The sequence below is a fragment of the Pseudomonas sp. NCHU5216 genome (assembly GCF_052156495.1).
Classification (GTDB): domain Bacteria; phylum Pseudomonadota; class Gammaproteobacteria; order Pseudomonadales; family Pseudomonadaceae; genus Aquipseudomonas.
In genome coordinates this window covers 144,948-167,484 of sequence record NZ_JBQLIX010000008.1, presented here as the reverse complement: position 1 = coordinate 167,484, position 22,537 = coordinate 144,948, and the positions used below count along the sequence as shown (strand labels likewise).

Genomic DNA, 22,537 nt, shown 5'->3' with positions numbered 1-22,537 from the left:
CTCTAATTCGGGCAGGTGCCGGGCACCTGCGGTAAACGTTGGTCGAGCAACTGGTGCAGGGCGGAGTCCGCCGGCCAGTTGCGCAGAAAACGGGCGCGGTCGCGGGCATAGGCCCGGGCGAAACTGCGCGCACTGCGATGCTGACGCATGGCATCCAGGTCGATCAGCGACCAGGCACCCTGCGCGTCATCCCAGAACAGGTTGTGCCCCTTGAAATCACCGTGGCTGATGCGTTCACGCAGCAGCGCTGCGAACAGACGATCCAGCGCCAGCAGTTCGTTTTCCGGGGGCGTTGCCTGCTTGTATGCTTCAAAACGCGCGATTATATCCTGCCCGCCGCAATAGTCGGTAATCAGGTAGGCGCGACCGCGCAGCCAGCACCAGCGCCGCTCGATCACCGCCAGTGGCGTCGGCGTGGCGATACCCAGCAGTTGCAAGCGATTGCCCTCGCGCCAGCTGTGCCAGGCGCGGCTCGGCCGCCAGAAGCGCTTGAGCCAGTGCAGCCAGCTCTTCACGTTGTAGCGCTTGACCACCAGTGGCCGAGCATCGAGCTCCACCCGCGCAACGGTAGCGGCGCCGCCGGTCTTGTAGATATACCCGGCGTCGATCCGAGTATCCAGATCGGCCAACAGCGGCTGCAAGACCGGCTCGGCCTCGCGGCGTACCACGCGCAGACCGAACGCACCGATCCGCGCGGCGAACAGGCTGCAGTCGCGCGCCGCCTTCTTCAGATAATCACGCAGGCGCCAGCGCCGTACCTTGGCGATTTCCGCCTGGAGCATCTCCAATGGCAGGGCATGCTCGCCGTTGGCCAGCAGATAGTGAATCAGCAGCTCTTCGAGAACGGCATCCAGCTCGGCCGGCAATTGAGCGAAGAACACCCCGAGGTTTTCCAGCACCTTTGCCCGTGACAACGGTTGCCCCGGTGTTTCGCAGCGCACGCCGCCACCGTCGATCAGGTACAGGCGGCCGTCATGCCGCAGCAGGTTGTCCAGATGCAGGTCGGACTGCCACAGGCCCTGGGCATGCATCTGCCCGATCGCCCCTAGCGCCTCGGCCAGCACCGCCTGCTGGGCATCGCTCAGCAGCGGCTCGTAAGCGGCCTGGCGCCAGGCATCCCAGAGGCTCTGCGCCCCGGAGAGATAGTCGAACAGCAACCAGCCGCCCTGCCCCTCGACGAAGCCCTGTGCCAATAGCTCGGGCGTGACCAGGCCCTGCCCGGCCAGCAATTCGGCGCCCTCCAGCTCCCGCTGAAAATGGCGCTGCGCCTTGCTGGCGACCAGTAGCTTGGCCAACACCTGGCGCCCCTGCCAATGAGCCACAGCGACATAACGCTGCCCAGGTAGCACCCGCAGCAGGCGCTCGAGCACCAGCGTCTCGCCGGCGATATCCAGCGCCAGCGGCAGTGTAGGTGTACGCCCGGCCTGGCTAAGTTCGCTCAAGCCCATTAACGTGCCTCCTTGTTACGCTGGCGTGCCTCGAGCAGGTGCCACCAGGTATCCACATCCGCCATGCCGCCCAGATAGGCCACCAGCAGTTCACGTACCTCGGCCTCGTTCCAGACCCTGGCGCGGCGCAACAGCGGTTCGAGATCCTTGATGCGATCACGTTGTCCCAGCAGCAACGGGCGGGTTTTCTCCAGATCGATCAGTTGCGCCTCGAAGCGGCCGTCCCGCTCACGCAGGAAGATGTGCTTGGGATAGAAGCAACCATGAATCTGCCCCGCCTGATGCAGACAGCGCGCAAGCTCACCACAGGCACGCAGGATGGCCAGACGCCTGGCGCCGTCGAGGCCAGACCATTGCATCAGCCAGTGTTCGAGTTCCAGCCAGCCATCCAGCGCGCGCGTTAGCAGCACCGCACGCCGCTCGCCCGGCACGCGGCGCTCGGCAAAGAAGGCGGCCTGCAAGGCGGGGATGGCCAGGTCGGCATAGCGCCGGATATTGCGAAACTCACGTGCGAAGGTGGGCTCGCCGAACGGGTGTAGCAGACTGCGCGTCAGGTGATTGCTCTGCCGCTTGAGGTAGAAGGCGCGCTCGTCCAGTTCCAGGCGATACACCGTGCTCCAGCCACCTCGCTCGGTATTGGGCTCATCCACCGCCTCCAGCTTCAGCGACCACAGTGCGTCGAAACTGGCGAGGCCGTGGCGTTCGAGCAGGGCGCGATCCTGCGCTGCGATGAAATCGCTCATTCGCGTCCCTCGAAGAACTTGAGAATCTGCAGCACACGCCGCTTGTCGCCCTCACTCAGGCGCCGACGCCCTCGATACTGCAGATAGAAGCGCAGGCGCTGCGTGCGCGACAGGTGATACTTGGCGACCTTGTCCAGGCAGGCCAGGTCCTTGACGATGCGGTAGCGCAGCAACGGCCCCCACCAGAAACTGCCAGTGGGGCAATCGATGAAGAACAGCTCGGCGTTGTCGTTGACCAGCAGGTTGCGCCACTTCAGGTCGTTATGGGTGAAGTGGTGGTCGTGCAGGGTTCGGGTGCCATCGGCCAGTTGCCGGCTGATCCGGTCGACCCAACGGGCATCAGCCAGACGCGTATCGCGCCTGTTCGCCATCTCCGCCAGATCCAGGGTGCCTTTGAGTTCACGAGTGACCAATGCCCCCCGTACGAACGCGCCAACCTTGCGCTCGAGCCCATAGGCCACTATCGGTGCGGTAGGGATGCCCCACTTGGCGAACAACTTGAGATTCTGCCACTCGGCCTTGACCCTTGGCCGCCCGAGATAGCGCCGCAATCCCTTGCCTGCCCCCCAATAGCGCTTGACGTAATAACGCACCCCCTGGATATCAACCCGGATGACCTCGGACAGAGGGTCGGATGTCAAGCGCTCACCTTCGAGGGCAAACACCGCCTCGAGCGTACCGAACGCCTTGAGCAACTGCGGATCCTGCAACTCTTGCCGCCAGGCCGTCATGCCTGTCTTCCTTTCCAGTTCGGCAAGGCCTGGACAATCCGGCGTAGCGGAATGAAAGGACGCCACACCGTCTTGCCGAGCCACTTGAAACTCAGCACCGGATTGACCACGCAGTTGAGTTCGTTGAAGCCCGGACGCCAGGTGAAATCGCTACGGCGTCGGGTCACTGTGAAGGTGCGCAGCCCCATGAGAGAGCCGAGATGACCACCGCCGGAATCGTTGCTGACAACCACCGAGCAGGTGCGCAGAAAGTCGATCAGCCCTTTCAGATCGCTGAATGCATGCACGGGATAACCGGGATACTCGTCACTCAACATGTGCTGTTCAGACGGAATACCGACGAATTCGACCAACCACCCCCTGGCAACCAGACGACGCGCCAGACGGCGAAACCCGGAGGGTGAATAGTTCTTGCTGGCATGGGGCGTCGTCGGAAAGATAGCCACACGCCGATCCGCGTCATTGGCCACGTCAGGTAACGCCTGCAGGCCTGCAACCGGCTGACCCAGGTCTAGCCCCAGCACCTCCTGAGCGTACAGGTCGATCCACTGCACCATGGTCTTGCCAGCCTTGGGGTCACGGCAGATCACGTTATGTGCTCCAGCGATCTCACGCCCCTGCAGCAAAACCGGTTGCTGCTCGGGCTTGAACCCACGCGGCAGCTTCTTGCCCGCCAGATAAGCCACATTGCTCAATGGCAGCTCGATCTGCCAGTCGATGGCGCAGATCACCAGATCGTTGCACACTGCCAGACCAGCAACATCGGGAGTACCGCCCACTATAGCCAGGCCCGGCAAGTAGTCGCGCACCGATGCCAACGAGACGGAAGCCAGGGTGACCTGCGCGCCGGCGGCTTGCAGGCGCCAAGCTAGGCGCAGGAACAGGGAGGTATCCCCGAGTGCCGGGCAAGGGACGAGCGCGATTTTCATACCCGGGGCGATCAATGTCTTGCTCTTCGACATCTACAGTCGATCTCCATAACGCTGCTTACGCTCATACAGTTTCGCCGCCTTGCGCTCCAGCCAGGCCAGCAGGCGTGCCTCCCCGCGCAGCACCTGGCGCAGGGGGCGCTGGAAGTAGGTGCGCAGAAAGCGCAGCTTGTCGCGGCGGGTCAGGCCGATGTCCAGTGCCGAGAAATACAGGGCGGCCAGATCCTTGTCGCGCCAGCGGCGCGGCACTGCGTCGCGCACCTGGGCGCGGTGCAGGTCGATGACCGACAGGCGCAGGTCGCTGGCCTGGATCGGCCGATCCGTATGCAAGAGGAAGTGGCAGATATAGCAGTCGCGGTGATTGACCCCAGCCCGGTGCATACCACCGGTCATCTGCGCCACGCGCTCGATCAGCGCCCACTTGAGCGTGGGCTTGGGCGGTTGCTCGGCCCAGTTGAGGCTGAGCTGCTCCAGGTCGACGGTGGGCGCCAGCTCTTCGGTGACGATGAACGAATGCTGCTGCGCCGGATTGCTGCCGCGCTCGCCATAGGCCACGGCGGTCATGGTCGGCACGCCAGCCTCGCTCAGACGCTGGATAGCACGCCATTCCTGGCCAGCACCAAGCACCGGCGCCTTGGCGCTGAGCAGGTTCTTGACGATCTCGCCCCAACCGATGCCACGATGAATCTTGACGAAATAGCCACGGCCATCGACCTCGGTGCGCAGGGTGCGGCGCCCCTCCAGTTCGCGATAGACCTGGCCTTCGAGCGCCTCGACGGCCTCGAAGGCATCCCGGCCCGCCCACAGACTCTTGAAGGGTTCAGCGAGGATCAGCTTCACGCGTGCTTCTCCGCGAGAATCACGTCGGCAGCCTTCTGCGGCATCGAGTACAGATCGGCGCTGTCGGCATAGGCCAACCCATTGCGCCCCCAGAACGCACGACGTTCGGGATCGGCCAGCATATCGGCCAGGGTGCGGTTGAGCTGCTCCTGCGCGAAGGGGCTGGGCACGACCCGGCCACAATCGGCATCGGCAATGTAATGGGCATAGCCGCAGACATCGGTGACCAGCACCGGCAGGCCGGACACCAGCGCCTCCAGCAGTACGGTGCCGGTGTTCTCGTTGTAGGCCGGATGGATCAGCAAGTCGGCACCGAGCAGAAAGCGCGGAATATCGCTACGACCCTTGAGAATCTGTACCTGATCGGACAGCCCCAAGGCCTTGACCTGCAACAGGAAGGGTTTGGGATCGTCCTGGCCGATAGCGATCAGGCGCGTGCGCTTGCGCAGCTCACGCGGCAGCGCGGCCAGCGCCTTGAGGCTGCGATCCAGGCCCTTGGTCTTGAAGCCGGAGCCGATCTGCACCAGCAGCAGGTCATCCTCGGCCAGTGAGAACTCGCGACGGAATTCGGCACGAATCTCGGCAGCATTGGCCGGCGCACGGCGATCCTGGGCAATGCCTGGCGGCAGCAGGTGGAAACGCTGCAGCGGGGTCTTGTAGTGCTTGATGAACAGCGGCTGCTGCACTTCGGAGATCATCAGGATCTCGGTTTTCGACTCCGGCGCGAACACCGCGCGCTCGTACTCGGCGAAGTGCTTGTAGCGGCCCCAACGCCGGTAGATCGGGTTGCGCAGGGTCTGCGCCTTGTCCTCGAAACAGCCGTCGGCGGCGTAATACACGTCGAGGCCCGGCATCTTGTTGAAACCGATCACCCGGTCGACCGGGTCGCGCGACAGATCGGCCTGCAACCAGGCGCTGAATTTCTCGTTGCGTCGATGGTTGAACAGCGCCCGCACCGGCGCCACGCGCACATCGAAGCCGCCGGGGTTGTCCCCTTCCCAGATCGGCGTGTAGACGCGAATGGCATGGCCACGCGCCTGGCACTCCAGGGCGATGCGCATGAAATCGCGCTGCAGCCCGCCGAAGGGGAAATACTTGTAGAGAACGAAGGCCAGTTGCATAGCCGCTCCTTAAAGGGTGCCGGGAGGCGCCAGCAGCAGCGCCTCCAGTTCCAGACCGACGCGCTCGGCGCCGAGGCCATCGAAGCAAGGCTTGTCACGGTCACCGCTGCCGGCGTTCGGGCCGCTGGCGCACAGGTGAATCTGGCTACGGCCGTAGGCGCCCACCTTGCCTGGCAGGGTCGGGCCGTAGAGGGAAATGTTCGGCACATCCAGCGCCGCCGCCAGATGGCCGAGGCCGGTATCGACAGAGACGCAGGCGCTGGCACCGGCGATCACCTTGGCCACACCGGCCAGGTTCAGTTTCGGCAGCACAGCAGCATGGGCGAGCCCGGCGGCGATGCGTTCGGCGCGCGCCTTTTCCGCCTCGTTGCCCCAGGGCAGGCGCACGGCCCAACCCAGCTCGTCCATGCGCTCGGCCAGGGCGCGCCAGTCGGCTTCCGGCCAGTGCTTGCTGGCCCAGGTGGTGCCATGCAGGAACACCAGATAGCGCTGCGCTGTTGCATCCATCATCGCCGCACGGTTCAGCCCGTAATCAGCAGTGCCGGACGGCAGCGGGTAGTCCAGCGCCTGGGCGAACAACTGACGTACCCGCTCCAGGGCGTGTTGATCCTTGGGTACCGCATAGCGCCGATCATAGAAGCGGCTGGCCAGCGGCTCACGCGCCGAATCAGCATCCAGCCCGGCCACCGGCGCAGCCACATGGCGGGTCAGCCAGGCGCTCTTGAGCAGGCCCTGGGCGTCGATTACCAGGTCATAGCGGGTTTCTCGCAGGCGCTTCTTGAAGCGCGCCCACTCGCCACTGCGCCAGGTACGCAGCGGATGCTTGCGCCAACGACGAATGGCTACAGGGATGACCTGGGAAACCGCCGGATGCCAGGCGGGGATCTCGGCAAAGCCTTCTTCCACCACCCAATCGAAGCGGATGCCGGGAATGGCGCGGGCTGCATCGGTCAATGCCGGCAGGGTATGCACCACGTCGCCGAGCGACGAGGTCTTGATGATCAGCACCCGCAAATCAGTCGCCCTCGACCAGGATCAGGGCGTCACCGACCAGACGTTCCAGCGCCTCGATCACCGGCTGTGGCTTGAGCTCGCGCAGGCAGTTGTAGTGCCCGTAACGGCAGGTACGCTCGAAGCAGGGGATGCACTCCAACCCCAGACGAACGATCTCGACGCGATCGGCCAGCGGCGGAGTGAAGGCCGGCGAGGTGGAGCCATAGACCGCCACCAAAGGTCGATTCAGCGCCGCCGCGACATGCATCAGCCCGGAATCGTTGGACACCACAGCAGTGGCCGCCGACATCAGGTCGATGGCCTCGGCCAGGCTGGTCTGCCCGGAGAGGTTGCTGACTTCCTCGCGCAACCCGGGGATCAGGCGCAGGCGGATATCCTCGCCGCCGGCATGATCGTTCTTCGAGCCGAACAGCCAGACCTGCCAGCCCTCGCGAATCTTGGCCTCGGCCACCTTGGCGTAATGCTCGGCCGGCCAGCGCTTGGCCTCGCCGAACTCGGCGCCCGGGCACAGCGCCAGCACCGGGCGATCCAGTTGCAGGTCGAACTTGGCCAAGGCGGCGTCGCGGCTCGCCTCGTCGATCTGCAGGCGCGGCTGTGGATAAGGTTGCGGCAAGATCGCCCCAGGCTCGAAGGCCAGCGCCATGAAGCGCTCGATCATCAGCGGGTAGCGTGCCTTGTCCAGGGTGCGGATGTCATTGAGCAGGCCGTAGCGCATCTCGCCCTTCCAGCCGGTGCGCGTGGGGATGCCGGCGAACCAGGGCACCAGCGCAGACTTGAGCGAGTTGGGCAGCAGGATGGCCTGGTCGTACTGGCCGACCAGCGACTTGCCGATGCGCCGACGCGTGGCCAGGTCGAGCACGCCATGGCCCAACGGCAGGCTCAACGCGGCACGCACCTCGGGCATGCGCTCGAGGAGCGGCCGACTCCAGTCCGGGGCCAGCACGTCGATCTCGCAGGTGGGGTGGCGTTGCTTCAGGCACTGGAACAGAGTCTGCGCCATCACCATGTCGCCTACCCAGCTCGGCCCAACGATCAGTATTTTCATAAGAGCGGCTTCAGGCCGCAGGCTTCAGGCCGCAGGCAGAAGCGGCTACGAACCGCCTGCAGCCTGCAGCCTGCAGCCTGCCGCTTATTTGACCAATGTCCGCCATTCGGCGTGCGCGCTGGTCTTGCCGGTGACCAGGTCGAAGTAGGCTTTCTGCAGCTTCTCGGTGACCGGGCCACGACGGCCGGCGCCGATCTGGCGACCGTCGACTTCGCGGATCGGCGTGACTTCGGCGGCGGTGCCAGTGAAGAAGGCCTCGTCAGCGATGTACACCTCGTCACGGGTGATGCGCTTCTCCACCACCTTGATGCCGTGCTCGGCGGCCAGGGTCAGTACGGTGCTGCGAGTGATGCCATTGAGGCAGGAGGTGACTTCCGGGGTGTACACCACACCGTCCTTGACCAGGAAGATGTTCTCGCCCGAGCCCTCGGCCACGTAGCCTTCCGGATCCAGCAGCATGGCTTCGTCGGCACCGCCGGAGATGGCTTCCTGCAGGGCCAGCATGGAGTTGATGTAGTTGCCGTTGGCCTTGGCGCGAGTCATGGCGATGTTGACGTGGTGGCGGGTGTAGGAGCTGGTGCGCACCTTGATACCGGCTTCCAGCGCCTCTTCGCCCATATAGGCGCCCCAGTGCCAGGCGGCGACGATCACGTGCACCTTGAGGCCGGCGGCACGCAGGCCCATGCCTTCGCTGCCGAAGAACACCATCGGGCGCAGGTAGGCGCTTTCCAGGCCATTTTCACGCACGGCGGCGCGCTGTGCCTCGTTGATCTCTTCCTTGGAGAAGGGGATCTGCATGTTGAAGATGTGCGCGGAGTCGAACAGGCGGTCGGTGTGCGCCTGCAGGCGGAAGATCGAGGTGCCGTCCGGGGTGTTGTAGGCCCGCACGCCCTCGAACACGCCCATGCCGTAGTGCAGGGTGTGGGTCAGCACATGGGTGGTCGCATCGCGCCACGGTACCAGTTCGCCGTCGTACCAGATCACGCCATCACGGTCGGACATCGACATCTTGCCTGCTCCTCAATTCGCTTCGCGGTTCGGTCATGCTCGGGGCTTGGCCCCTCTCGTTCAACTCAGTTCCAACTGGCGCCACAGACGCATCACGGCGCGGCGCTCATCCTGGAACTGGTCGCCCGGCACCACCCCGGGCTGCTTCTGCAGCGCCTGGCGATGGGCAGCCGAGCGGTAAACCTTGTAGACCTCGCGCAGCAAGCCGGCATCTTCCGCCGTCATCAGGCCGACCCGCTCCAGGCCTTCCAGGATGCGGATGTTGTCGGTGAATTCGAGCAGTTGCGGGTATTGCCACGACCAGGCCAGGGCCGCGTATTGCACCATAAATTCGATATCGACGATACCACCGGCGTCCTGCTTCAGATCGAAGGAGGCCGCGCCATCGAAGGCATTCGCTCCGGTGCCGGCAGCGGTCGCACGGGTGCCGAGGTTGTCGCGCATCTTCGCCCGCATCTCGCTGACTTCGCTGCGCAGGGCCGCCACGTCGCGCTGGCGCCCCAGTACTTCGGCGCGCACCCGGGCAAACTCCCCGGCCAGGCGCTGGCAGCCCACCAGCACCCGCGCGCGCACCAGAGCCTGATGCTCCCAGGTCCAGGCCTCGTTTTCCTGATAGCGCTGGAAGGCACCGAGCGAGCTGACCAGCAAGCCGGCCGCGCCCGAAGGTCGCAGGCGCATATCCACTTCGTAGAGCGCGCCGGACGTGGTCTGGGTGGTGAGCAGGTGGATGATGCGCTGGCCCAGGCGGGTAAAGAACTGCGCGCCATCGATGGGCTTGGCGCCATCGGTTTCGGCCTGCGGGTCGCCATCATGGATGAACACCAGATCCAGATCCGAACCATGGCCGAACTCCAGGCCGCCCACCTTGCCGTAGCCGACGATGATGAAATCCGGGTCACAGGGCGAACCATCGGCGCGCTGCGGCCGACCATGGCGCTGCACAGTATGCTGCCAGGCCAGCGCCAGCACCTGATCGAGAATCGCCTCGGCCAGCCAGGTGAGATAGTCCGACACCTTCATCAGCGGCAACGTGCCGACGATCTCCGACGCTGCCACACGCAGGCTGTGCGCCAGCTTGAAATGGCGCAGCGCCTCCATCTGCTGCTCCAGATCGTCCTCGGGAATACGGATCAATCTATCGTGCAACTCGGCCACCAGTTCCGGCGCCAGCGGCGGCGAATACAGACGCCCTTCGTTGAGCAGCTCGTCGAGCAACAGCGGGTAGCGGGCGATCTGCTCGGCAATCCAGGGGCTGGCGGCGCACAGGGTGATCAGCCTCTCCAGGGCGCCAGGGTTCTCCGTCAGCAGTACCAGATAGGCCGAGCGCCGCGCCACCTTCTCCACCAGCGGCAGCACACGCTCGAGCACCAGATCTGGCTGGTCATGCTCGACGGTCTGCGCCAGCAGGCGCGGAATGAAGGCATCCAGACGCTCACGCCCGAGACGCTGCATGGCGCGCACCTGCGGGCCGTTGCGCAGGTCGCCCAAGCGCCGATTGGCCGCTACGGCCTCGCTGAAACCAGCCTCCTGCAACTGCTGGATGGCCGCCTCCTCGTCCAACGCGCCTTCCCAGAGCGGCAACCATTCGGCACCGACAGCGGCCTCGCCAGATTCGCCACCCTCCTCGTCGGGGTCGGCGATCACCTGTTGGAAATGCCACTCGATGCGCCCACGCCAATGCATCAGGCGCTCGTGGAAGCTCGCCCAGTCGGCGAAGCCCATGATCGCCGCCACCCGCACCTGATCCTGAGGGTCAGCCGGCAACATCTGCGTCTGCCGGTCGCCGATGCCCTGCAGGGCATGCTCGGTGTAACGGAGGAATTCGTAGCCTTCGCGCATTTCCGCCACCACCGCCGGCGGCAGATAACCCTGCCCTTCCAGCGTGGCCAGCACCTTGAGCAAGGAGCGCTGCTGCAGGCTGAGATCACGCCCGCCATGGATCAGCTGGAAGGCCTGGGCGATGAATTCGATCTCGCGAATGCCGCCCGCCCCAAGCTTGATGTTCTCGCTCATACCCTTGCGCCGCACCTCCTGCTGGATCAGCAGCTTCATCGCGCGCAGCGCCTCGATGGCGGAAAAATCCAGGTAGCGGCGATAAACGAAGGGTCGCAGCATCTCCAGCAATTCGGCACCAGCGGCCTGATCGCCACCTACCACCCGCGCCTTGATCATGGCGTAGCGCTCCCAGTCGCGCCCCTGATCCTGGTAGTACTGCTCCAGGGCATTGAAACTGAACACCAGCGCGCCGGAGGAACCATAAGGACGCAGACGCATATCGGTACGGAAAACGAAACCATCGACAGTGATCGCATCCAGCGCCTTGATCAGCTTCTGCCCCAGGCGGATGAAGAACTCCTGATTGTCCAGCGGGCGTTTGACGCCCTCGGTCTCGCCGCCTTCCGGGTAGCCGAAGATCAGGTCGATGTCCGAGGACAGGTTCAGCTCGTGCGCCCCCAGCTTGCCCATGCCGAGGATGACCATGTGCTGCGCCTGGCCGCTGCGCCGACCGGTGGGCGTACCGAACTGCTCGCAGTGGTGTGGATAGAGCCAGTGATAGGCCAGGTCGATGCAGGCATCGGCCAGATCGGACAGGTCACGGCAGGTTTCCGCCAACGCGGCCTGACGGCTGATGTCGCGCCAGATGATGCGTACTTGCTGGCGATTGCGAAAACGCCGCAGGCAGCGCCCCAGCGCCTCTTCGTCGGCGCATTCGGCCAGACGCTCGGCCAACTGGGCGCGCAACTCGCCCGGCGCCAGCGAGCGCTCCAGCTCACCGGAGCTGGCCAGGGCCATGAAGGTGTGCGGATCGCGCGCTGCCTGCTCGGCGACGAAATCACTGAGGGTCGCCACCCGGCGCCAACTGGCCAGCCGTTGCGCAGGCCAGCCCTGCCACTGCGCCTGCAACTCAGCCTGCTCGGCCAGCGCAGCACTGAGAAACTGCTCGGCGCGGTCGCCAAGGTGATCGAGAGAGGCAGGCAAATCGAGCAGCGCAGGCAGGCTCATGGTCTATCCTTTTTGCGGGCTGCGAACCGCAGGCCAGGGTCTCCAAGACCCTGGCGCCGCCCGAGGTGCGCGGCATACGGCACAGCTCACTGTAGTTTTACTACTGGTCAAATGTGCCCAGAGGGCTGAATCTGCCGTCGAAATGTAGTAAAACTACACACCGGCCGGTCCTACCCCCGGTACATCCAAGAATTCAGCTCGCCCGCTCAAAAAGCCAGCGAGACCCACTGGCCTCCGATTCTGGAAGCCTTTCCGCCCTGGAGCAAGCCATGCAAGACCTCGATCCGATCGAAACCCAGGAATGGCTGGACGCCCTTGAATCCGTCCTCGACCGTGAGGGTGAAGACCGAGCCCACTACCTGATGACCCGTCTGGGCGAGCTGGCCACCCGTAGCGGTGCGCAACTGCCCTACGCGATCACCACGCCGTACCGCAACAGCATCCCGGTCACCCACGAAGCGCGCATGCCGGGTGATCTGTTCATGGAGCGTCGCATCCGCTCGCTGGTACGCTGGAACGCCCTGGCCATGGTGATGCGTACCAACCTGGAAGACCCGGACCTGGGCGGCCACATTTCCAGCTTCGCCTCCTCGGCGACCCTCTACGACATCGGCTTCAACTACTTCTTCCAGGCCCCGACCGAAGAACATGGCGGCGACCTGGTGTTCTATCAGGGCCATGCGAGCCCCGGTGTGTACGCTCGCGCCTTCATGGAAGGCCGCCTGAGCGAAGACCAGATGCAGAACTTCCGCCGCGAAGTCGACGGCAAGGGCCTGTCTTCCTACCCGCACCCCTGGCTGATGCCGGACTTCTGGCAGTTCCCCACCGTATCCATGGGCCTCGGCCCGATCCAGGCCATCTACCAGGCCCGCTTCATGAAGTACCTGGAAGCGCGCGGTTTCATCCCCGCCGGCAAGCAGAAGGTCTGGTGCTTCATGGGCGACGGCGAGTGCGACGAGCCGGAGTCCCTCGGTGCCATCGCCCTGGCCGGCCGCGAGAAGCTGGACAACCTGATCTTCGTCATCAACTGCAACCTGCAGCGCCTCGACGGCCCGGTACGCGGCAACGGCAAGATCATCCAGGAGCTCGAAGGCGTGTTCCGTGGCGCCCAGTGGAACGTCAACAAGGTGGTCTGGGGTCGCTTCTGGGATCCGCTGTTCGCCAAGGACAAGGACGGCGCACTGCAGCGTCGCATGGACGAGGTGGTCGACGGCGAGTACCAGAACTACAAGGCCAAGGACGGCGCCTACGTGCGCGAGAAGTTCTTCAACAGCCCCGAGCTCAAGGAGATGGTCAAGGATCTCTCCGACGACGAGATCTGGAAGCTCAACCGCGGCGGCCACGACCCGTACAAGGTCTATGCGGCCTACCACCAGGCGGTCAACCACAGCGGCCAGCCGACCGTGATCCTGGCCAAGACCATCAAGGGTTACGGCACCGGCGCCGGTGAAGCGAAGAACACCGCGCACAACACCAAGAAGGTCGACGTGGAAAGCCTGCGTCAGTTCCGCGACCGCTTCGACATCCCGGTCAAGGACGAAGACCTGGAAAACCTGCCGTTCGTGCGCCCCGAGCCGGGCAGCCCCGAGCACAAGTACCTGCATGAGCGCCGCGCCGCCCTCGGCGGTTTCGTACCGCAGCGCCGGCAGAAGAGCTTCAGCATCCCCACCCCGCCGTTGGATACCCTCAAGGCCATCCTCGACGGCTCGGGTGACCGCGAAATCTCCACCACCATGGCCTTCGTGCGCATCCTCGCGCAACTGGTCAAGGACAAGGACATCGGCCAGCGCATCGTCCCGATCATCCCGGACGAAGCCCGTACCTTCGGTATGGAAGGCATGTTCCGCCAGCTCGGCATCTACTCCTCGGTCGGCCAGCTCTACGAGCCGGTGGATAAGGATCAGGTGATGTTCTACAAGGAGGACAAGAAAGGTCAGATCCTCGAGGAAGGCATCAACGAAGCCGGCGCCATGAGCTCCTTCATCGCCGCCGGTACCTCGTACTCCTGCCACAACCAGCCGATGCTGCCGTTCTACATCTTCTACTCGATGTTCGGCTTCCAGCGCATCGGTGACCTGGCCTGGGCCGCTGGCGACAGCCGTACCCGTGGCTTCCTCATCGGTGGCACCTCGGGCCGCACCACCCTCAATGGTGAAGGTCTGCAGCACGAGGACGGCCACAGCCACATCATGGCCGCGACCATCCCCAACTGCCGCACCTATGACCCCACCTACGGCTACGAGCTGGCGGTGATCATCCAGGACGGCATGAAGAAGATGACCGAAGAGCAGCAGGACGTCTTCTACTACATCACCGTGATGAACGAGTCCTACCAGCAGCCGGCCATGCCCAAGGGTGCCGAGGAAGGCATCATCAAGGGCATGTACCTGCTCGAAGAGGACAAGAAAGAAGCCGCGCACCACGTACAACTGCTGGGTTGCGGCACCATCCTGCGCGAAGTGCGCGAGGCGGCGAAGATCCTCCGGGACGAGTACAACATCGGCGCCGATGTGTGGAGCGTCACCAGCTTCAACGAACTGCGCCGCGACGGCCTGGCCGTGGAGCGCAGCAACCGCCTGCACCCGGGCCAGAAGCCCAAGCAGACCTACGTCGAAGCGTGCCTGAACGGTCGCAAGGGCCCGGTCATCGCCTCCACCGACTACATGAAGCTGTTCGCCGAACAGATTCGCCAGTGGGTACCGAGCAAGGAATACAAGGTGCTGGGCACCGACGGCTTCGGCCGCAGCGACAGCCGCAAGCAACTGCGCCACTTCTTCGAGGTGGATCGCAAGTGGGTCGTGCTGGCCGCTCTGGAGGCACTGGTCGACCGTGGCGAGATCGAAGCCAAGGTACTGGCCGATGCCATTGCCAAGTTCGGCATCGATGCCGATAAAGCCAACCCCCTGGACTGCTAAGGAGCGTAGCGATGAGTGAGTTGATTCGCGTACCCGACCTCGGCGGTGAAGGCGAGGTAATCGAACTGCTGGTCAAGGTCGGCGACCGTGTCGAAGCCGACCAGAGCATCCTCACCCTGGAGTCCGACAAGGCCTCCATGGAAGTGCCCTCGCCCAAGGCCGGCGTCATCAAGGAACTGAAGGTCAAGCTCGGTGACCGCCTGAAGGAAGGCGACGAGCTGCTGGTGCTGGAAGTCGAAGGTGCCGCCGAAGCGGCGCCTGCGCCGAAAGCCGAAGCTGCTCCTGCCGAGGCGCCGAAAGCGGCGGCCCCGGCTGCTGCGCCTGCCGCCGCTGCCACCAGCAGCAGCGTGCAGGATGTGCACGTGCCGGACATCGGTTCGGACGCCAAGGGCAAGGTCATCGAGATCATGGTCAAGGTCGGCGACCGCATCGAAGCCGACCAGAGCCTGCTGACCCTGGAGTCCGACAAGGCCTCCATGGAAATCCCCGCGCCGGCCGCCGGTGTGGTGGAAGAGCTGCTGGTCAAGCTGGATGACGAGATCGGCACCGGCGACCTGATCCTCAAGCTGAAAACCGAAGGGGCCGCACCCGCTGCGGCTCCGGCCCAAGCCGCAGCACCCAAGGCCGAAGCCGCTCCCGCGGCAGCCCCGGCACCGGCTGCCGCGCCCAGTGGCAGCAGCGTGCAGGACGTGCACGTGCCGGATATCGGCTCCAGCGCCAAGGGCAAGGTCATCGAGATCATGGTCAAGGCCGGCGACAGCATCGAAGCCGACCAGAGCCTGCTGACCCTGGAATCCGACAAGGCCTCCATGGAAATCCCCTCGCCGGCTGCCGGCGTGGTGGAACAAGTGCTGGTCAAGCTGGACGACGAGATCGGTACCGGTGATCTGATCCTCAAGCTCAAGGTGGCCGGTTCGGCTCCGGCAGCAGCACCCGCGCAAGCCAGCCAGGAAGTGCACCGCGTACCGGAAGGCGCCGCCCCGGAAGTGGCCGCAGAAGTGCGCGCCATCGCCTCGCTGTCCGCCGCTGCGGCCGAAGTGGCCAACGCGCCCAAGCGCGATGGCGCCAAGGTGCACGCCGGCCCAGCCGTGCGTCAGCTGGCCCGTGATTTTGGCGTGGAACTGACGGACATCGCCGGCACCGGCCCGAAAGGCCGCATCCTCAAGGAAGACGTACAGGCGCACGTCAAAGCCATGATGCAGAAGGCCAAGGCCGCACCGCAGGCAGCTGCCGCCGCCAGCGGCGGCGCTGGCATCCCGCCGATTCCGACCGTGGACTTCAGCAAGTTCGGTGAAACCGAAGAAGTGCCGATGACCCGCCTGATGCAGGTCGGCGCCGCCAACCTGCACCGTAGCTGGCTCAATGTGCCTCACGTAACCCAGTTCGAGTCCGCCGACATCACCGAGCTGGAAGCCTTCCGCGTGGCACAGAAGGCCGTGGCCGAGAAGGCCGGCGTCAAGCTGACCGTGCTGCCGCTGCTGCTCAAGGCCTGCGCGCACCTGCTCAAGGAGCTGCCGGACTTCAACAGTTCGCTGGCCCCGAGCGGCAAGGCGCTGATCCGCAAGAAGTACGTGCACATCGGCTTCGCCGTGGACACCCCGGATGGCCTGCTGGTGCCGGTGATCAAGAACGTCGATCAGAAGAGCCTGCTGCAGTTGGCTGGCGAAGCCGCTGCACTGGCCGAGAAAGCGCGCAACAAGAAGCTTTCGGCTGACGACATGCAGGGTGCCTGCTTCACCATCTCCAGCCTCGGCCACATTGGCGGCACCGGTTTCACGCCGATCGTCAACGCGCCGGAGGTGGCGATCCTCGGTGTGAGCAAGGCGAGCATGCAGCCAGTGTGGGACGGCAAGGCCTTCCAGCCGCGCCTGATGCTGCCGCTGTCGCTGTCCTACGATCACCGAGTGATCAATGGTGCAGCCGCCGCCCGCTTCACCCTGCGCCTGTCGCAGTTGCTGGCCGATATCCGCACCATCCTGCTGTAAACCCTTTCGAGCACGCCACGCTCGCATCCTCAACCCCGCCATTAAGGCGGGGTTTTTTTTGCTGCGTTGGAGGAGACTGGGTGAAACGGCGCGCGTCAGCCTTTCTGCAGATTGCGAATCAGGAAGCTCAAGGCCTTGGCCAGTTCGGCCGCGCCATTACGGTCACGCAGGATGCTCAGCAAGGGCTGGCCATCCCCCGGGCTGCGCAGGGTGCAGCGGATACCGCCAGCAGGGCATTCATAGGCAATGAAAGGGTCGAGACCGAACAGCGAGATACGCCGGTTACGCACGCTCTGGGTAACACCCTGGGTGCTACGAATTTCCTCACGTAGCACCAGCTCGCCCGGCTCACCGAGGCGCAACTGGTAAAGCAGATCCTGGCGTTGCGGCTGGCCAACCTGATAGGCCGCTCGCAAGGCATAGGTGTCGAGCAGAGCATTGCTGTGCAGCAGCAGCGCCTGACGCTCGTTCTGAGTCAGGTACAAACGTTTCAGGTTGTCGAGGTAAACCTGCCGTTCACCGCCGTGAAGGCCGGAATCGTCTTCGGCAAAGGCATGAAAAGTGGAAAAAAGCGCTCCCCAGAGCATCAAGACCATGAGTCTTCTTGTAAGTAACGATTGCATCATGCACCCTTGTCGAACGCTGTAGAGAAGTAGGCTCAAGTCAAAGTCATCATCCGTGTTGTCAGTGCTACTGAAGTAGCCATGCCCAATGCGGAAACCTTTGTTCGCCTGTTCAGCATACTGGAAGCCCACCGCCTGATGAAAAGCCGTCCCGATACTGGCAACCGCCCAGTAGCCGAGGTTGTGACGCAGTTGCCAGTGCCTTCGAGGCTCGGCATGTTGCGTTTCGAGCGCTTGAACGAGCCCAGTTGGTCATTACTCTTTCTCGACGCCACCTGTGAGCAGGTCTTCGGCGTCAGTGCCACGGATCTCTGCGCGCTGGTGGATGCGCCCTACGCCAGCCTGATGGAACCGGAAGCGCGCTACAGCCTGCATGACGACATTCAGCGTCAATTGCTCGGCGACAATCATTACCAGGTACGCTACACCCTGCATACCACGCATGGCCCGCTCGAACTGCTGGAAATTGGCGAACCCTTCAAGCAACGCAACCGCCAGTTGTTACGGGGCTATCTGCAGGTCATCGGCGAACCGGATCGCCTGTCTCCTGCCACGGCTCCGGCCTTGCAACTGACCGACCTGGCCCTGCACGATACGCTGGAACACTATCAGCGTACGCAGCACGAGCACCTCGAACACCTGGCTCGCTCACGCACGCAACAAAGCCTGATCGTGCGTCTTTCCAGGCAGCGTTACGTATCCGCCACCCCCCTGATCGAAGCGGCCGAGCTGATCACCAAGGCTGCCTGCGAGTTGTATGGCGTGGCCAGAGCCAGTATCTGGCGGCTCAATCATCATCACCTCGAACCCGTTGCCTTCTATCGCAGTGATCTGGCCCGGCACGAGCAACCCGCGCCGATCGATGCACGTCACTTTCCCAAGTACCTTGCGGCGCTGCGCAGCGGGCGCGCCATCGATGCCTACAACGCCCTGCAAGATCCGCGTACCGACGAGCTGAAAGCGTCCTACCTGCTGCCCAGCGGCATCACCTCGCTGCTCGACGCCAGCATTCGTGTCGAGGGAGAAGTGGTCGGCATCCTGTGCCTGGAGCACACTGGCTCCGAGCGCATCTGGCAGGCCGATGAAGTGGCCTTCGCCGGCGAGCTGGCCGACCAGTACGCTCAGGTGCTGGTCAATCAGCAGAAGCGCGATGCCACTCAGGCCCTGCACCTGTTCCAGCGCGCCGTGGAACAGAGCGCCAGCGCCTTCCTGCTGGTCGACCGCGATGGCCGGGTGGAGTACGTCAACCCGAGCTTCACCGCCATTACCCTGTACAGCAGCGAAGAGGTCTGCGGTTATCGCCTGTCCGAGCTGTCGGCCATGAGCAACATCAGTGACCTGCTGTTCAACGCCGAATCCAGCCTGGCCGAACACAATAGCTGGCAGGGCGAGTTCCGCAGCCGCCGCAAGAATCAGGAGCCCTACTGGGGGCACCTGTCGATCTCCAAGGTGTATGGCGACGACGGCGAACTGACCCACTACATCGGCATCTATGAAGACATCACCGAGGCCAAGCTGGCTCAGCAGCGCATCGAGCGCCTGGCCTATACCGACAACCTGACCAACCTGGGCAACCGCCCGTCCTTCATTCGCGGCCTGGAAGAGCGCTTCGCTCGCGGCTCGCAGCAATCGCTCGGGTTGCTGCTGGTGGACATCGACAACTTCAAGCGGATCAACGACAGCCTCGGCCACCAGACCGGCGACAAGCTGCTCGCCGCGCTGGCTCGGCGCCTGCGCAACAGCCTCGGTACGCAAGGCACACTGGCCCGTTTCGCCAGCAACGAATTCGCCATTCTCCTCGATGGCTGCGACCAGGACAGCGCCCATACCGTCGCCCACCAGGTGCTGCAAACCCTGGACAAGCCCCTGTTCGTCGACAACCAGCTGATCAGCATCACCGGCTCGGTGGGCCTGGCGCTCGCGCCGGCTCATGGCGGCGACCCGCAGACGCTGATGAAGCATGCCGGCCTCGCTTTGCACAAGGCCAAGGCCAATGGCAAACACCAGGTGCAACTGTTCACCGAGGCGCTCAATGCCGAGGCCAACTACAAGCTGTTCGTCGAGAACAACCTGCGCCGAGCCCTGACCCAGAGCGAGCTGGAGGTCTTCTACCAACCCAAGCTGTGCCTCAAGACGGGTCAGTTGCTCGGCATGGAAGCCCTGCTGCGCTGGCAGCACCCGGAAAAAGGCATGATCCGCCCGGATCAGTTCATCAGCGTCGCCGAAGAAACCGGCCTGATCATCCCCATCGGCAAGTGGGTGGTACGCCAGGCCTGCCGCATGAGCCGGCAGATCAAGGCGATTGGTCTGGGCAACCTGCAGGTGGCGATCAACCTGTCACCCAAGCAGTTTTCCGACCCGGATCTGGTCGGCTCAATCGCCGCCATTCTGCACGAGGAACAGCTCGACCCCCGGCTACTGGAGCTGGAGCTGACCGAGAGCCTGCTGCTGGAAGCCACCGACGATACCCGCCACCAGCTCAGTCGCCTGAAGAGCCTGGGCCTGACCCTGGCCATGGACGACTTCGGCACCGGCTATTCCTCGCTCAGCTACCTGAAGAAATTCCCCATCGACGTGATCAAGATCGATCGCAGCTTCATCAAGGACATCCCGGACAACCAGGACGACATGGAAATCACCTCGGCGGTGATCGCCATGGCCCATAATCTCAAGCTCAAGGTGGTGGCCGAGGGCATCGAAACCGGCGCCCAGCTCGGCTTCCTGCGTCGGCAGAAGTGCGACGTCGGCCAGGGCTATCTGTTCGACAAGCCGATTCCTGGCCGCGAACTGGTCGAAAGCCTGCGCCGCTATCCTTGTCGGCCAGCGACTGCGACAGAGCAGCGCGTGTAATACGCCGCCTCAGGCGTTGTCCATTGCCAGACCGACACAGGAGGACACCCCATGGTTCTGCGCTCCCAGATTCTCGCCCACAAGCTCGCCCTGCCGACACCCGAGCAAGCGCTGCCCGGCCGCGCCGAAGCCTTGCCGGTGGCCGACACTCACCACGTCAACGGCAACCCGATCAAGCCGCCCTTCCCGGCCGGCCTGCAGCAGGCGGTATTCGGCCTGGGCTGCTTCTGGGGTGCCGAGCGACGCTTCTGGCAACAACCCGGCGTGTTCAGCACGGCAGTCGGCTATGCCGGCGGCTTCACCCCCAACCCGACCTACGATGAGGTCTGCTCCGGCCTCACCGGGCACAGCGAAGTGGTGCTGGTGGTATTCGACCCAGGCCAGACCAGTTTCGAGGCGCTGCTCAAGGTGTTCTGGGAAGCGCATGACCCCACCCAGGGCATGCGTCAGGGCAACGACCGGGGCACCCAGTACCGTTCGGCGATCTACTGCCAGGACGAAGCGCAACTGCAGGCAGCGCTGGCCAGCCAGGCGCGCTTCCAGAGCGAGCTGGACAAGGCCGGTATAGGCGCCATCACCACCGAAATCGCCAAAGCACCGACCTTCTACTACGCCGAGACCTACCACCAGCAATATCTGGCGAAGAACCCCAATGGCTATTGCGGCCTGGGCGGAACAGGCGTATGTCTACCCCCTGACACCCCAGCATGAGTGCAGCACCGTGGAACTGAGCAGCCTCCCCAGCCAGGTATCCAGCCAGGCCTCTTCGCAGATCGCCGCGCAGATGTCGCTTCTACTGCTGCGCAAGACCCTGGAGCTGCAGTCTTCCAGCGTCACCGGGTTGGTGCAGGCGGCGGCGCCGACCAGCCTGGCGAGCAACCCACCCAACCTGGGTAACAGCATCGACGTGATGGCCTGAGCCTGCTCATCGGAAGAAAGGCTACGCAGCCTGGCATGCGCCGGACTAGAATGCCGGCAAACAGCCATTAGTCTGTAAAAACAAAACATGTCCGCCAGCCCTTCCTACATCACGCCAGAACAGCTCTGTGTCGGCCTCTATGTGCAGTTGGATCTGAGCTGGTGGGAACATGACTTCGCCTTCAGCAACTTCAAGATCAAGGACGAAGCGCAAATCCGTGCCTTGCGCGCCCTCAAGCTCAAGCAACTGCGCTATGACCCGGCACGCAGCGACTGCCCGCCGCTGCCACTGGGTGAAGAACCGCCACCGGCACCCGTCGAAGAACCGCAGCTCGATCCCGAGACCCAGGCCCGGCAAGTGCGGGCGCAGAAGCTGCGCCAGTTGCGTACGCGCCTGGCCGAAGTGGATCGACGCTTCATCGAAGCCAGCCAGCGCATCAAGGCGCTCAACCAAACCCTGCGCAGCCGCCCCGAAGATGCCATGCGCCAGGCCGGCGCCATCGTCGGCGAGATGGTCGAAACCCTGCTCGGCGCTCCCGGCGTGGTGCTCCATGGCATCACTGGCAAGGCCGCCGAGGACAGTTATTTCCATGCCCTCAACGTCACCGTGCTGTCCCTGCTGCTCGGTCGTCAGCTCGGCCTCGACAGCGAGGCCTGCCACAGCCTCGGCCTCGGCGCGCTGTTGCATGACATCGGCAAGCTGGAAGTGCCGAGCAAGGTGCTGCTCAAGCCCGAACCGCTGACCCGCCCGGAGCAGCAATTGCTGCAGATGCACACCGACTTCGGCCTGCGCATGGGGCAGAAGCTGATGCTTGATGACGAGGTGCTGCGCATCATCCACGAGCACCACGAACACTGCGATGGCAGCGGTTATCCACGCGGCCTGCGCGAAGCCGCCATCGGCCGCCTGAGCCGTCTGGTGGCCATCACCAATCATTTCGACGGCCTGTGCAACCCGCTCGATCCGCGCCAGGCGCTGAGCCCGCACGAGGCCCTGGCGCTGATGTTCAAGCAACAGCGCGAGCACTTCGACGAAGTGGCCTTGAAGGCCTTCGTCCGGGTCATGGGCGTCTACCCGCCCGGCAGCCTGGTGCAGCTCGAAGACGAACGTTATGCCCTGGTGCTGGGAGTGAACCCGACGCAGGCGTTGAAACCGACGCTGATTCTTTACGATGCCGAGGTGGCCAAGGAGGAAGCGCTGATCGTCGATCTCACCCAGGAGCCCAGACTGGCCATCGCCCGCAGCCTGCGCCCCTCGCAGCTACCGCTGGACGTGCTGGAATACCTCAGCCCACGGCGCAACCTGAGCTACCACATCGAGCCGAATCACAAGCGCGGTTGAGCCCCTTGTAGCCCGGATGCAA

Annotated in this window: 17 protein-coding genes; 6 read left to right on the top strand and 11 right to left on the bottom strand. The window is 64.1% G+C overall.

Features of this window, described 5'->3' with window-relative positions:
• Positions 1-2: 2 nt before the first annotated feature.
• The 10 genes from ACSVIK_RS09035 to glnE form a co-directional block, all read right to left on the bottom strand.
• The gene (locus ACSVIK_RS09035; RefSeq protein WP_442444006.1) at positions 3-1,448 is read right to left on the bottom strand and encodes a lipopolysaccharide kinase InaA family protein; all 1,446 of its coding nucleotides are present in this window, start codon (positions 1,446-1,448) and stop codon (positions 3-5) included.
• Positions 1,448-2,191 carry a lipopolysaccharide kinase InaA family protein gene (locus ACSVIK_RS09030; protein WP_442444005.1) on the bottom strand — a complete coding sequence of 248 codons (744 nt, stop codon included), beginning with the start codon at positions 2,189-2,191 and terminating at the stop codon, positions 1,448-1,450. Before ACSVIK_RS09030 ends, ACSVIK_RS09035 begins: the two co-directional genes overlap by 1 nt.
• A complete protein-coding gene (locus ACSVIK_RS09025) occupies positions 2,188-2,922 on the bottom strand; it encodes a lipopolysaccharide kinase InaA family protein (protein WP_442444004.1) in 735 nt (244 codons plus the stop codon). The genes ACSVIK_RS09030 and ACSVIK_RS09025 overlap by 4 nt, the downstream gene beginning before the upstream one ends.
• A complete protein-coding gene (locus ACSVIK_RS09020; protein WP_442444003.1) occupies positions 2,919-3,884 on the bottom strand; it encodes a glycosyltransferase family 9 protein in 966 nt (321 codons plus the stop codon). Before ACSVIK_RS09020 ends, ACSVIK_RS09025 begins: the two co-directional genes overlap by 4 nt.
• The gene (gene rfaP / locus ACSVIK_RS09015) at positions 3,885-4,691 is read right to left on the bottom strand and encodes a lipopolysaccharide core heptose(I) kinase RfaP (protein ID WP_442444002.1); all 807 of its coding nucleotides are present in this window, start codon (positions 4,689-4,691) and stop codon (positions 3,885-3,887) included.
• The gene (locus ACSVIK_RS09010) at positions 4,688-5,812 is read right to left on the bottom strand and encodes a glycosyltransferase family 4 protein (RefSeq protein WP_442444001.1); all 1,125 of its coding nucleotides are present in this window, start codon (positions 5,810-5,812) and stop codon (positions 4,688-4,690) included. Before ACSVIK_RS09010 ends, rfaP begins: the two co-directional genes overlap by 4 nt.
• A 9-nt stretch (positions 5,813-5,821) precedes the next feature.
• Entirely contained in the window at positions 5,822-6,826 is a 1,005-nt protein-coding gene (gene waaC, locus ACSVIK_RS09005; RefSeq protein WP_442444000.1) for a lipopolysaccharide heptosyltransferase I, read from the bottom strand.
• A gap of 1 nt (position 6,827) precedes the next feature.
• A complete protein-coding gene (waaF, locus tag ACSVIK_RS09000) occupies positions 6,828-7,871 on the bottom strand; it encodes a lipopolysaccharide heptosyltransferase II (RefSeq protein WP_442443999.1) in 1,044 nt (347 codons plus the stop codon).
• An 84-nt stretch (positions 7,872-7,955) separates the two neighbouring features.
• Positions 7,956-8,879 (bottom strand): branched-chain amino acid transaminase, encoded by a 924-nt coding sequence (locus tag ACSVIK_RS08995; protein WP_442443998.1) that lies wholly within the window; start codon positions 8,877-8,879, stop codon positions 7,956-7,958.
• Positions 8,880-8,939: 60 nt separating this feature from the next.
• Positions 8,940-11,882, bottom strand: coding sequence for a bifunctional [glutamate--ammonia ligase]-adenylyl-L-tyrosine phosphorylase/[glutamate--ammonia-ligase] adenylyltransferase (gene glnE / locus ACSVIK_RS08990; RefSeq protein ID WP_442443997.1), 2,943 nt, complete (start codon positions 11,880-11,882; stop codon positions 8,940-8,942).
• Positions 11,883-12,151: 269 nt separating this feature from the next.
• Between glnE and aceE the strand changes: the two genes are divergently transcribed.
• Together aceE and aceF are read left to right on the top strand one after the other, a co-directional pair.
• The gene (aceE, locus tag ACSVIK_RS08985; protein WP_442443996.1) at positions 12,152-14,797 is read left to right on the top strand and encodes a pyruvate dehydrogenase (acetyl-transferring), homodimeric type; all 2,646 of its coding nucleotides are present in this window, start codon (positions 12,152-12,154) and stop codon (positions 14,795-14,797) included.
• An 11-nt stretch (positions 14,798-14,808) separates the two neighbouring features.
• A complete protein-coding gene (gene aceF / locus ACSVIK_RS08980; protein ID WP_442443995.1) occupies positions 14,809-16,782 on the top strand; it encodes a dihydrolipoyllysine-residue acetyltransferase in 1,974 nt (657 codons plus the stop codon).
• 95 nt (positions 16,783-16,877) lie between these two features.
• Here aceF and ACSVIK_RS08975 read toward each other — a convergent pair whose 3' ends face one another.
• Positions 16,878-17,378 carry a hypothetical protein gene (locus ACSVIK_RS08975; RefSeq protein ID WP_442443994.1) on the bottom strand — a complete coding sequence of 167 codons (501 nt, stop codon included), beginning with the start codon at positions 17,376-17,378 and terminating at the stop codon, positions 16,878-16,880.
• Between the two features lie 165 nt (positions 17,379-17,543).
• Between ACSVIK_RS08975 and ACSVIK_RS08970 the strand changes: the two genes are divergently transcribed.
• The 4 genes from ACSVIK_RS08970 (at position 17,544) to ACSVIK_RS08955 (ending at position 22,515) form a co-directional block, all read left to right on the top strand.
• On the top strand, positions 17,544-20,255 hold the full coding sequence (locus tag ACSVIK_RS08970) for a putative bifunctional diguanylate cyclase/phosphodiesterase (protein ID WP_442444017.1): 2,712 nt from the start codon (positions 17,544-17,546) through the stop codon (positions 20,253-20,255).
• A gap of 51 nt (positions 20,256-20,306) precedes the next feature.
• Positions 20,307-20,966, top strand: coding sequence for a peptide-methionine (S)-S-oxide reductase MsrA (gene msrA, locus ACSVIK_RS08965; protein WP_442443993.1), 660 nt, complete (start codon positions 20,307-20,309; stop codon positions 20,964-20,966).
• A 10-nt stretch (positions 20,967-20,976) separates the two neighbouring features.
• On the top strand, positions 20,977-21,174 hold the full coding sequence (locus ACSVIK_RS08960) for a putative motility protein (protein ID WP_442443992.1): 198 nt from the start codon (positions 20,977-20,979) through the stop codon (positions 21,172-21,174).
• A gap of 87 nt (positions 21,175-21,261) precedes the next feature.
• A complete protein-coding gene (locus ACSVIK_RS08955; RefSeq protein WP_442443991.1) occupies positions 21,262-22,515 on the top strand; it encodes an HD-GYP domain-containing protein in 1,254 nt (417 codons plus the stop codon).
• The last annotated feature ends 22 nt before the right edge of the window (positions 22,516-22,537 follow it).